10 protein-coding genes and 1 pseudogene are annotated in these 12,060 nt (G+C 47.2%); 5 read left to right on the forward strand and 6 right to left on the reverse strand.

Going from position 1 to position 12,060, the window contains the following annotated elements; translation table 11 throughout:
- Positions 1-5 precede the first annotated feature (5 nt).
- On the forward strand, positions 6-1,043 hold the full coding sequence (locus NYE69_RS18210; protein ID WP_340927312.1) for a Gfo/Idh/MocA family protein: 1,038 nt from the start codon (positions 6-8) through the stop codon (positions 1,041-1,043).
- A gap of 118 nt (positions 1,044-1,161) precedes the next feature.
- On the opposite strand, the gene NYE69_RS18215 is transcribed toward NYE69_RS18210, so the two are convergent.
- A complete protein-coding gene (locus tag NYE69_RS18215; protein WP_340927313.1) occupies positions 1,162-2,331 on the reverse strand; it encodes an epoxide hydrolase family protein in 1,170 nt (389 codons plus the stop codon).
- Between the two features lie 175 nt (positions 2,332-2,506).
- Between NYE69_RS18215 and NYE69_RS18220 the strand changes: the two genes are divergently transcribed.
- The 3 genes from NYE69_RS18220 to NYE69_RS18230 all read left to right on the forward strand — a co-directional run bounded on the left by NYE69_RS18220 (position 2,507) and on the right by NYE69_RS18230 (position 4,889).
- Positions 2,507-3,361, forward strand: a complete 855-nt coding sequence (locus tag NYE69_RS18220; RefSeq protein WP_340927315.1) for a helix-turn-helix domain-containing protein — start codon at positions 2,507-2,509, stop codon at positions 3,359-3,361.
- Positions 3,362-3,437: 76 nt separating this feature from the next.
- On the forward strand, positions 3,438-3,701 hold the full coding sequence (locus NYE69_RS18225) for a hypothetical protein (RefSeq protein WP_326043932.1): 264 nt from the start codon (positions 3,438-3,440) through the stop codon (positions 3,699-3,701).
- Positions 3,702-4,079: 378 nt separating this feature from the next.
- Positions 4,080-4,889 (forward strand): AAA family ATPase, encoded by an 810-nt coding sequence (locus NYE69_RS18230; RefSeq protein ID WP_340927316.1) that lies wholly within the window; start codon positions 4,080-4,082, stop codon positions 4,887-4,889.
- A 93-nt stretch (positions 4,890-4,982) separates the two neighbouring features.
- On the opposite strand, the gene NYE69_RS18235 is transcribed toward NYE69_RS18230, so the two are convergent.
- Genes NYE69_RS18235 through NYE69_RS18250 form a run of 4 tightly spaced genes read right to left on the reverse strand, consistent with a single transcriptional unit; the run spans position 4,983 to position 9,379 of the window.
- Positions 4,983-6,569 carry a methyl-accepting chemotaxis protein gene (locus tag NYE69_RS18235; protein ID WP_340927317.1) on the reverse strand — a complete coding sequence of 529 codons (1,587 nt, stop codon included), beginning with the start codon at positions 6,567-6,569 and terminating at the stop codon, positions 4,983-4,985.
- A 13-nt stretch (positions 6,570-6,582) separates the two neighbouring features.
- Positions 6,583-8,289, reverse strand: coding sequence for a chemotaxis protein CheA (locus NYE69_RS18240; protein ID WP_340927319.1), 1,707 nt, complete (start codon positions 8,287-8,289; stop codon positions 6,583-6,585).
- 11 nt (positions 8,290-8,300) lie between these two features.
- A complete protein-coding gene (locus NYE69_RS18245; RefSeq protein ID WP_213510747.1) occupies positions 8,301-8,735 on the reverse strand; it encodes a chemotaxis protein CheW in 435 nt (144 codons plus the stop codon).
- A gap of 11 nt (positions 8,736-8,746) precedes the next feature.
- Positions 8,747-9,379, reverse strand: a complete 633-nt coding sequence (locus tag NYE69_RS18250; RefSeq protein WP_340927320.1) for an HD-GYP domain-containing protein — start codon at positions 9,377-9,379, stop codon at positions 8,747-8,749.
- A 233-nt stretch (positions 9,380-9,612) separates the two neighbouring features.
- Between NYE69_RS18250 and NYE69_RS18255 the strand changes: the two genes are divergently transcribed.
- Positions 9,613-10,581, forward strand: coding sequence for a tyrosine-type recombinase/integrase (locus tag NYE69_RS18255; RefSeq protein WP_213510749.1), 969 nt, complete (start codon positions 9,613-9,615; stop codon positions 10,579-10,581).
- Between the two features lie 780 nt (positions 10,582-11,361).
- On the opposite strand, the pseudogene NYE69_RS18260 reads toward NYE69_RS18255, so the two are convergent.
- Positions 11,362-11,992, reverse strand: a pseudogene (locus tag NYE69_RS18260) (EamA family transporter); the annotation flags it as partial.
- Between the last annotated feature and the right edge of the window lie 68 nt (positions 11,993-12,060).

Genomic DNA, 12,060 nt, shown 5'->3' on the forward strand with positions numbered 1-12,060 from the left:
GAAGGATGTCAATCATAAATTTTGCCGTAATAGGCTATGGCGGTATGGGTTCCTACCATGCCCACAATCTTATCCCTGCGGAAAGTACTCGAGTTCAAGCCGTGGGGACCTATGATATTTCCGGAGAAAGACAGCAAATCTCTCAAGGCAAGGGCCTGCGGATTTATGAAAGCCTGGAAGAAGTGTTGAAGGACGGAAACATCGAAGCCGTACTTATCGCAACGCCCAACGATTCTCATAAAGAAATAGCGATCAAAGCTTTGCGGGCGGGAAAGCATGTGGTTTGCGAAAAGCCGGTGGCGATGAACACCCGTGAACTCGATGAGATTTTGGCGGTTGCCGAAGCGACCGGAAACGTCTTTATGGTTCACCAGAATCGCCGTTGGGACCCGGATTTTCTCATAATTCGGCAGCTGTATCAAAAAAAGACGATAGGGGATATATTCCAAATCGAATCTCGCGTTCAAGGCGCCAACGGCATTCCGGGAGACTGGCGTCATTTGCGGAAACATGGGGGCGGCATGCTGTTGGATTGGGGGGTCCATTTGCTGGATCAACTGCTATGGCTGGTAGACAGTCCGATTAAGAGCGTCCAGGCGGATTTGAGCTATATCTTAGGCGATGAAGTCGATGATGGTTTTATGAGCTGCATTACCTTTGAAAATGGCGTGAAGGCCTTGGTTGAGGTGGGCACCACCAACTATACCAAGCTCCCCCGTTGGTACGTAAAAGGCCTGGAAGGAACCGCAAAAATTGACGATTGGGATTTGTCCGGCGAGATCATTGCCGCTACCGGCCGCAAGGATGTCCCGGCTCCGGCGCCGATCCAAGCGGGTGTGGGACTCACCAAAACGATGGCGCCTCCTTCGGAAGAGGCCACCGAAAGAATCGCCTTCCCGGAGCCCAAAGCGGATTTTGTTCCGTTTTATCAAAACTTTTATGAGGTCGTTCGCGAAGGCGCGGAACCGATCGTGAAAAATCATGAAGTTCGCAAAGTCATGAATGTTATAGAGGATATTTTTAGGGTAAGCCATAAAGGATAAGCTAGGAAATTCATTGGCCAGATGCAAGTCCGCATCCAATTACCATTCAACACGAAAAAGGTTAACCAAGCGGTTAGCCTTTTCGTGTTGAAACAGCTTCGACTTCCTTCTTTAGTCTTTAGGCCTGAGCCTCGGGATGCGGCGTCCTATAAGGCCTGCAGAATGCGCGAATATCATCGGCGAAAAGCTCCGGTTCTTCCATCGCGGTAAAATGTCCGCCGCGGGGCAGCGAAGTCCAGCGAGTTACATTCAGGTGGCGCGTTGCCCATGCTTTGGGCGGCAGCAAGACATCTGCCCGGAACAGGGCAAGGCCTGTCGGAACCCCGATGTAGCCGAGTGGCGGCAAAGAATGCGCATTTTCATAGTACATATGTGCTGTCGATCCTATGGTGTTCGTCACCCAATAAATCATAATATGCGTGATGAGCTCATCCTCGCTGAATTTTTGCTTGAGGTTGCCGTTGCAATCGCTCCATGCCCGGAATTTCTCTAGTATCCAACTTGCCAAACCTACGGGCGAGTCGGATAGTCCATAAGCTAGTGTTTGCGGGCGTGTCGATTGAATAGACATATAGCCTCCCTCCTGAGCAATCCATTCCGCCGCATTTTTCTTGTATCGCAGTTCTTCTTCCGAAAGCTTGGCCTGATCCGATGAATTCATGAGATCTCTTATAATCCCGATATCGGTTAAGTGGATGCCGAATAACAGTTCGGGATGGTTTGCTGCCAGGTATCTTGTTACGCCGGAGCCCATATCCCCGCCAGCGGCGGCAAATTTGGGGTAGCCCAATTCTTCTGTCATCAGCTTAACCCACATTTCGGCGACACGAAAATTGTTGATGCCGGGATGTTTAGGGCGGCTGGAGAACCCGAATCCGGGTAACGAAGGCACAATCACATCAAAAGCGTCTTCGGGGTTGCCGCCGTGGCTGGCCGGATCCGTAAGCAGCGGGATAATTTTTCGGTAACGAAGGTAACTGTCGGGCCATCCGTGGGTAAGAATCAGGGGCAAAGGGTTAGGTCCTTTCCCGCGCTCATGCACGAAGTGCACGTCGATCCCGTCGATATTGCAGCGAAACTGGGAAAAGCGGTTCAGCTCGGATTCTTGGGCGCGCCAATCGTAATGGTCTCTCCAATACGAAACTAGCGATTTTAAGTAACTTAATTCCGTGCCTCGTTCCCAACCCTGGTTTTCAAGTTCATCCGGCCAACGGATGTGCTGCAGTCTGTATTTTAGGTCGTCCAGGATTTCATCGGAGACTTGAATATGAAAACGTTCGATAGCCATCAAGATTTCCCTCCTAAATGTTTTGTGAGCCTTACTTCCTGAGTCAACTTCGCACAAAACTTGCTTCGCCAAGCATGGGCTTAGTTGTTACATCGTTATTATATCCCGCAAAATTGTGTGGTACACTGGCATAAATGAAGCATCTAACTATACTATTTGATAATAGGTGACTGCTATGCCGCAAATGGATCGATACAAAAACCGTACCGTGAACATTGAATTTGCCGCCGTGGAGGATTTTAGCAATCTTCCATATCCTGAACGTCTAACTCTGATTTTCATTACGTCCGGAAGCATGAGCGGGATATTAAACGAACGCCCGATCTCTATCGCCGCTCCCGGCGTTCTTTGCCTGGCTGAAGATGATGATCTGAAAGTCCTTGAGAAGCAGAACATTGCCGCACAATCCTTTAGTTTTCATCCCGAGTTTCTGAACAGCGTAACTCTTTCCGAAACCCAGGGTTACTTTCCGTCTGCTCCGAGAATACAAACAGGTCTTTCCTTTTTTGAAAGTGATCATCCTAATAGAGGTGTGCCTCGTATAACCGAAAAAGCATATCCGCTTTTATTTGAATGGTTTTTTGTACTTGGTACGGAAGTGCAGGCGCAAAGCGATGAACGGTGGGCGTGCAGAATAAAAAAATACTTTATTCAAATTATGGGGTTGCTTGAGGATTTGAATCGCAATAGCGAACAATCGCCTGTTGATTTGGTGTTGGAATATATACACACGAATTATCCCAGAAAAATTACTTTGGAAGATTTGACGAATTGCGCTCATTTGAACCGTGTGACGCTCAATAAGCTGTTTCAGGAAAGATGCGGAACTACAGCGATCGGCTACTTGCTTTCGCATCGTTTGAAAGTAGCGGGTGATCTGTTAACGCATACGGATATGAACCTGAATGATATCGCACGTGCCACCGGATTTGAGTATGATACCTACTTCATCAAGCAATTTACATCCAAAAAAGGGATCTCGCCGACAACGTATCGGACGATGTCCCGTAAGTTCTCGGCCGTTCAATAACGCAATCGAATAAGTAAGATTTATAAGGGATTGTCATATTCCTTTATGCTATAATTACAAAGGGAGGTTGATATTAGTGAACGAGGAATTATTGAAAGCTATAGGTGAACTTTTAGATCAGAAGCTTGCTCCATTGCAGAAAAAAATTGAAGTAGTGGATGCCAAGGTAGAACGAATCGAAGAAAAAGTTGATAAGTTGGCGGCAGAAAGTCCTGAGGATGTTATGTCCATGCTCGAGTTGCTTAACAGAAAACTAGATGAAGTACAACGAGATGTCGAGTTTACATATCATAAAACCTCCCTTAATGAACTTGAGATCAATAGGTTGAAACAACAATAAGCATTTGCGCGATGGTTAACCTTCATTGCAATAAACAATGGCATATTATCGGTCCCTATTAAAAAGTAACGCCAATTAAGCATTTATTGTTTAATTGGCGTTTTTTATTATGAGATCCTTGAAAATCCGGACTTATACATCTCAATAATCTTGACCGTACATTTTATTTACTCTCGTGTTGATTATCTGACGCTAAGGACAGCTTTTTATGAAACATCTCATCCAATAACAGGATTTCTGCTTTTTGGCTGACATGACAGGTTCGGCGATCTATGGCGCTGCGCATTATGAGGTTACGGTTGGGGGAAATAATAGATTCACGTCTTTTTTCTGGTAAAATTGAATCATAATCAGAAGACAGGCAGAAGGAGTGCGCCGATGATTTATTTAAGAAGCTTCAAGCTTTCTTCTTATACGAGCCGAAATCCCAACATATATCCTGATTATGTGTTCAAACATCTCGCTGGAGAGGTTCTTTGGTTTGATCGGATTACTGTGCTGTATGGCAGTAACGGCAGTGGCAAATCCACCTTACTGAATGTGATCGCCAACAAATTAGGAATCACCGGTTCTGAAAGAATGACAAGCGATGGTCATAGTATTTATGCTCAGCGTTTTCTCGAATTGAGCAGCTATCAGCTTGGGCATGATGAGCGAGAGCATGAAATTAAACAACTTCCTAATGGAAGCAGATACATGAAGTCAGAGGATATTTTGTATGAAATAAAGAAGATTCAGCAATCCGCCGTGCTGCGTGAGGGGATATTATATGAGCAGATCAACAAAGGGATGAGTAAGGCTCAAGCGGCACAATATGAACAATCATATGCGTTTAAAAAGAAGCTTGAAAATATTCAATTCTCTCAAGAAAAATACTCCAATGGCGAGACCTCCATGCAGTTTTTTGAACAATATTTGCTTCCCGGCCAATTGTATTTATTGGATGAGCCGGAAACGTCGCTTTCTCCGGCCAACCAAATCAAGCTGGCAGAGCAAATCAATGAGCTTGCACGTTATTTCGACAGTCAGTTTATTATTGCCACACACTCTCCATTTGTTTTGGGTACGCTGCATGCTAAAATCTATAATTTGGATGCAAAGCTTTTGCAAACGGCAGAATGGTTTGAACTGGACAACGTACAATTTTTTTATCGATTTTTTCATAAGCATAAGCGGTTGTTTGAATGAAGGCCAGAACAGATTTTGAGTTCAGTAAGAAGCCTTTTCGAAGAATGCTGATTCTCGAAAAGGCTTCTCCATTAATAATGATGCGGCTTAATCTCAAAGCTTGAACACAGAAACGGAACGCTGCAGTTCTTCGGCCAGTTGGGCCAGCGATTGGGCGGTGGCAGCCGTTTCTTCACTGCTTGCGGCCGCTTCCTGCGTTGTAGCCGAGATATTCTCAACCGCGGAGAGCACGGTGGCGGTTTGCGCAGCCTGCTGCTCGCTGGCGGCAGCGATCTCTGCCACCTTTTGGCCGGCATCATTGACGTAGCTGACGATGTGCCCAAAAGATTCTCCGGTGCGTTCGGACAATTCCGCACTTTCCTGCACGGATTTTACACTGGCGCGTGTATTTTCCTGCATTCCTTTAATGATGCCCGTAATTTGTTTCGTGGCTTCGCCGCTCCGTTCGGCTAATTTCCGTACTTCGTCGGCGACGACCGCAAACCCGCGTCCTTGTTCTCCGGCCCGCGCGGCCTCAATAGCTGCATTTAGCGCCAGCAGATTGGTTTGATCCGCAATATCTTCAATGACCCCGATAATTTCGCCGACTTTTTGCGAGTCATCTTCCAGTCTTGTCATCTGCAGGCTTACCGCTTTCATGCTTTCGCTGGATGACTGAACGACCCCGCTGCCTTCTTCGGCGATGCGCACCGTTTCGCTGGACAATTCCGAGGCCTGTTCGGTATTGCGGGCCACAGCATGAATCGCTGAGGACAGTTCTTTGAACAGCTCGCTGATGGTTTGGGCATCATTCGCCTGGCTTGCATTCCCGCTGGCAATCTCCTCGGTGCTGGCCGAAATTTGCTGCGATGCTGCGGCGAGGCTTTGGGAGTGGCTTAATATGTTGCTGACGGTTTCCCGCAAGCTGGCCACCATGTTATTGACCCCTTGGGCGAGCTGTCCGATCTCGTCCTTGGTAGATATATCCAGTGTGTTTTGCAGATTTCCGACTGCTACTTCTTGGACGAGGTGAGCGACGCGGGCGAGAGGTCTCGATATAATCTGCGAGATCACGTATCCGAGCAAAATAGATATCACCACGGAAGCTGCGATAACAACAATGGATACATTCCGGGAGGAAACGTACAAGGCTTCGCCCGCATCTTTGGTCTCGTCAGCCTCCGCCATATTGATATCGATCAAAGTGTTCAACAAGTCTCTGATTTTATTGCCGACCGTGGTCAAATCGTTGTTGATCAGCGTTTTCATCTCGTCACTGCGTCCATTCAATCCTAGTTGCACAGCTTTATCAACCAAAGGCGCATATTCATTCCATAGTCCGTCAAACGGCTCCAAAGCAGCCGCGGATTTATCGCTCAGGACCGTATTGCGAAAAGCGTTCATATGACTCATCAGTTCTTTTTTCTCGGTTTCCAGGAGTTCTATGTTGCTCTCTTGCGCGGCTCTGTCATCCGCCATATAGACGTTGCGAATCAGCACCCGCATGCGGGTGTAGCTGATCTGCGCCGATTGTACGGATTGTAAGGGAACAAGGCCATATTCGTACATGGACTTCACGGAACCATTCATTTTGTTCAAATTATTGAGACTATAAAAGCCAACAAAAGCGAGAATCAGAGATACTAGCAAAAATGCGGAAATCAGCTTTACGCTCGTTTTCAGATTATAGAAAAATTTCATTTTATGATGCCTCCTAAATTGATGAATTTGCCTGTGCGTGGCCGGATAGCTTAACAACGCTTTCCACGTCAAGAATAAGGGCCACATTTCCGCTGCCTAAAATGGTTGCTCCTGAAATGCCGCCGATTTTGCCGATAAAGCTGCCGAGACTTTTGATGACGATCTCCTGATTGCCCATCAGCTCGTCCACCGCCAGCGCGGCTCGTTTTTCGCCTCTTCCGATAATGACCATGGGCAAATAACGCCGAACCGGGGGACGCGGATACTGAAAATGATCGTGCAACCAGACAACAGGAATAACTTGCTGGCGAATCTTAATTACAGGTTCTCCGCGCAATCTTGTGATTTCTTTGGCTTCGATCCGGGTAATTTCCGCCACACTGCTCATGGGAATAATAAATACCCGCCCGCTGATATTCACGAGCAGCCCGGTAACAATGGCTAAAGTAAGAGGGAGGCGGATACGGAACAGGGTACCTTGTCCTTTAACGGTCTCAACATCGATCATGCCGCTCATTCGTTCGATATTGTTGCGGACGATGTCCATGCCGACCCCGCGCCCGGAGACATCGCTGACCGCGGAAGCCGTGGAAAAACCGGGCTTGAAGATGAGCTGCAAAGCTTCCTCATCGCTTAAGCGCCGGGCTTCAGTTTGCGATAGCAGCCCTTTGCTTACCGCGGACCCGCGAAGCTTGTCCGCATCGATGCCAGCGCCGTCGTCCCGGATTGAAATCACGACATGGTTGTCCTGATGTGCGGCGGACAAGGTGACCGTGCCGCGTTCGCTTTTGCCGCTCAGCCGCCGTTGCTCCGGCGCTTCAATGCCGTGATCAACGGCATTGCGCAGCAAGTGGATCAAAGGATCGCCAATTTCTTCAATTAATGTGCGATCCAGTTCGGTGTCTTTACCCTGCAAAATGAGGTCTACCTGCTTGCCCAAAGATTCGGCCAAATCTCTAATCATGCGCGGAAAACGGTTGTACAACTGCTCAATCGGAAGCATCCGGGCTTTCATCACACCGTCCTGCAGTTCGCCGATGAGCAGGCTCAAGTGATCGGAAAGCTGAAATAGCTCTTCCACAAGGTCATCAGAACCAAATCTTTGTCTAAATAACGTATTCACCTGTTGGATCCGCGTCTGATCAATAACCAGTTCACCCGCCAAATTCATCAGATGATCCAGCCGTTCAATATTGACTCGGATCGTTTGCGATTTGCTTTTTGTCTCCGGATAAACGGCTCGCTGCGCAGGAGGCTGTCCCGCGTCCCCCGGCAGTTCCTCCTTTGTACCTCCGGAAAATGCATTGGGGGGGTCGGGAATAACTGATTCCGAGGCAGCATTCATGCTGAACTGCTGAAGTTGCTGCAGAAGAGGCGAAATATCCGAAGTTTCGGCATCGGTTCGGACAATTTCCGCTTGGAGCCCTTTCATGACATCGAGTCCCGTGAACATTAGGTTGATCAATGGCTTGGTGACCGTTCGTTCACCGTTTCGCACTTGATGGAGCAGATGCTCAAGTTGATGGGTCACTTCCTTCATTTTGTGATAACCCATGGCTGCCGAGGAGCCTTTCAAAGTGTGCGCGGCCCGAAACAGCCGATCAACGGCCGTGTCGGTAGCCCCCTCATGCTCAAGACGCAAGACTTCTTCTTCAATATATTGAAGCTGTTCATCCAGCTCTTCTAAAAATAATGCTCGGTATTCCGATAGATCCGTCACCGGTTCGCCTCCTAGCTGTTTCCGATAAGCACTTCATCCAGCTTTAGAATTCCCACCAGGCTTTCATCAGACGCCAACCCAATACCTGTAAAATAACTGCCGCTTACATCGGCAATCTTGTCGGGTGGAGGTTGAATGTCCCCGAAGGTAGTTACTTTGCTAACCTTGTCCACAATGATTCCGACCGCTTCCTGTTTGTGGTTGACGACCACGATACGCGTATTTTTTGTGTACTCGTCCGGCTCCAGCATAAATAAGCTTCTTAGGCTGATGACAGGTACAATTCGGCCGCGTAAATTGATGACACCCTGAACATATGAATAAGTATTGGGGATATCCGTAATTTCCTGCATTTTAATAATTTCGTGAATCTCGGAGATGGAGATCGCGTAGTTTTCACCATCTACACAAAACTCGATGTACTGCTCTTTGTCCGTTGAATGCATGCGCGATTTCCCTACCTTTCTTGAATAAATCCGAAATAAGACGTGTCCGACTCAAGCAGTTCAAGTGTCAGGCGGGTGATCTCAGGATCAAACTGGATGGCTCTGTTCCGCCATAGCTCCTGCTTGACCTGTGCCAATGGCAAACTTTGACGGTATGGACGTGCGCTCATCATGGCGTCAAAGGCATCGGCTACAGAGCAGATGCGGGCCAATAATGGAATGTCCTGTTCTCTCAATCCATAGGGGTAACCTTGCCCATCCCAACGCTCATGATGATAAAGAATCACTTCGATGACCGGTTCTTCAAATTCGGAGATGTTATGTAAAAGGTCGGCGCCCACCTGCGGATGGAGTTTGATAATTTTCCATTGGCGCGGGGTAAGGGGCGCAGCCTGCTCCAGCACATCCAAAGGCAGCATGATTTTCCCCAGATCGTGAAGAAAGCAGCCACGCAGCAAGTTTTCTTTCTCGCATGCCCTCAGATTCATCTCCGTGGCTATACGTTCTGCCAGCATAGCTACCCGTATGCTATGCCGATAGACTTCAGGACGTTTTGCGCGCATAAAGTTGATCAACTGGATCAGTGATGTTGAATCTTGCTGTACCATAGCCTGATTGTCCATAAATTTTTGCAAGGAGTTCATGGTGTTCTCTCCTTTTCTTGTGACATATTTGAAAAATAGAAGCCATTCAAGTTACGGCGTTGGCCTTGACCCCGGCTTCGGCCTTGGTGAAAAGCCCTCCTTTCCTTTAAAACATAACCTCCGGCAGACCTGTGAATGTCTTTCCTCCTGCGCTGGTCCAAGGGCTAGTGAACAAAAGTCCATGGCAGGTCGTATAATGATAATTATCCGACAAAATTTGGGGAGGATGGATAATGACTACCAATAGCAACAAGAATGCTGCAAATCAGTTGACTTTGCTGCACACGAACTCGAATAACTTTAGCGACGATAAAATCGTGCACATGTTTGTGAGTGCCTGCTGTACGGCAGACAATACGAGGAGGAGCTACTTGAGGGCAATCCATTGTTTTCGGGAGTTCATCGGGTTCAAGAAGCTTGATTCGGTAACATGGAGAGAGATTGAGGCCTTCAAGCTATACCTGCAGCAACGCGAGAAAGTAACCTCCAAACGCGCACTGGCCCCGGCTAGTATCGCCGCTTTCATTGCTCCGCTAAAATCGCTGTACAAGTGGGGGAGCGACAGCAATGTAGGTTTTTTTGAAAAGAATCCTACAACGAATGTGCGTTTGCCGGTAATTCAGGTGACCAGCCACCGTAACTTTTTAACCAAAAAGGAAGTAGGATTGTTGCTTAAGCATTTGCAGCAGCAAAGCCAAAGAAATTATTTGATGGGGCTTTCGCTTGTATTGCTTGGTCTGCGGGTGTCTGAACTGAATTCGGTGTACTGGGGAAATTTCCATACTGATCCTATGGAGACCAGCGTTTGGCTTACGCTTCACTATACAAAAGGAGGGAGGACAAGAGAAATAAAGGTGCCCCAGCATTTATGGGAAATATTTGCGGAATATGCAAGGGGTCTTGCCGGTGGCGCGGAACCACCCGATACGCTCAGGCTGTTTCCTATTTCTACGAGACAAATTGAACGTATCATTCGTAAAGCCGGGGAAAGCTGCGGCATTACAAAAAAGCTTACGCCCCACTGGCTGCGGCATACCAACGCAACCTTGGCTTTGCTGGGAGGAGCTTCGCTTCAGCAAGTGCAGGAAACGCTCGGGCATGCGCATATCAATACGACTCAGCGGTATTTGCATACTGTAGAGCAAATGAAAAAAGCAGCTCCGGATTATGTACAGGACTGCTTAAAGGAATTTATTAACTGACGCACTATGCAAAAGCGTGCTATTTGGCCTATAATTTGATTAAGTACTCCGCAAAATTTTATTTTTTTCTACATTTTTACCCATGTCTTTCGTCGGATAATTATCATTATGCGACCTTTTTCATCATCATTACTATTTTAGGCTGTTTTCTTATTCTTTAAGCAACATATTGCTCAAGTTAATTATTTACAATTTGTACATATTGGCGATACCGTCCGAGAAGTTTGTTGCGATGGTCCTTCGCAGTTTTATCGGTTTACCGGCAGTTTTTTTGTCAAGCGAGTCCTAGGTTATGCCATGGGCTCGCTTGAATTTATAAACTCAACTTTCGCAGAGCAAAATCAGCTTGAGTCCCTGAGCTGAAGGTATTTAAAGAATTAAGAGTGACAAGAAACGCGGAAGGGCGTTGAAAGCTTGAGGCATGGGGGGGGCGCGGTAGATCAACACTCGCGTCCGGAGACTTTGCACGATTATCCCGTTTGCTCAGGTAGCAGAGAGAAAGACAAGCTCGGGAGAAAAATATTTGTGGAGAAGCAGTAGGTTCGAGATAATTTCGACGGGCTTAGGAGAAGAAATCAGGTTTAGGGGAGGGGGGAACAGACCGGACAAGAGATCAAGGAACGGCTGCTAAATGGCTGAAGATCCGTTCCCTTATCAAGCCGAAAATCTCACCTGAACCGCCTCATTTTCCCCTCTCTTTTTCTTCTCACTTTTTTTGGAACCCTTGCTCTAGCCTCCTTCCTCTGTTCCCTGAACGAAAGGAATAATCGTGCAAAGGCAAGCAGCAGGCTGGAACATCAAGTAGAAAATGGTTCCTAATCCTGAACCAACATGCGGCATGCCGATTGAAAACAAAAGGGGAGGAAGGACAACCCCGAATACTCCCAGAACTAATCCATAGGGGATCAACCCCATTAAAACATCCAAGTCCAATAAAACGAAGCATTCCCCAAATGCTTCCCTGCCACGACAACGCCAGGCGTTCCTGAAACAGGAGATTGGCCGCCAAAACGGAACCGACCAGAAGCAGCCCAATGGAAATAAGCTTACGCTTTGTCGGCTTTTTCTTATGGAACACCCACTCCAGGAGGGCACCGATCCAAACAAATTGGAACAAAAAAACGATGGCCAGAGAAGCGTTTAATGTTTGAAAGGCTTGATAATAAAATAAGCCCGTTAACCCGAACGGAACTCCGGATAAGATTAGCTTCAATATTTGTATACGCGTCAGTTTTCTCCTTTTGGTAAATAAAACGACAAGCCAAGCCAGCATAACTCCGAAGAAATACTGTCCACCGGTTACTGCCGACACTGTGAAACCTGCCGCATACGCCAATTTGACAAAAGTGGACAATATCCCATAACAGCAACCGCCTAAAAAGATAATCAATGCATAGTGCCAAAATTTCATGATTTTCCTTCTTTGTTGGACGCAAAAAAGCCACACAAACGACCGTAAGGCCTTTGTGTGGCGAAAAT

The organism is Paenibacillus sp. FSL R5-0527, from assembly GCF_038008055.1.
In the GTDB taxonomy this organism is placed as follows: domain Bacteria; phylum Bacillota; class Bacilli; order Paenibacillales; family Paenibacillaceae; genus Fontibacillus; species Fontibacillus macerans.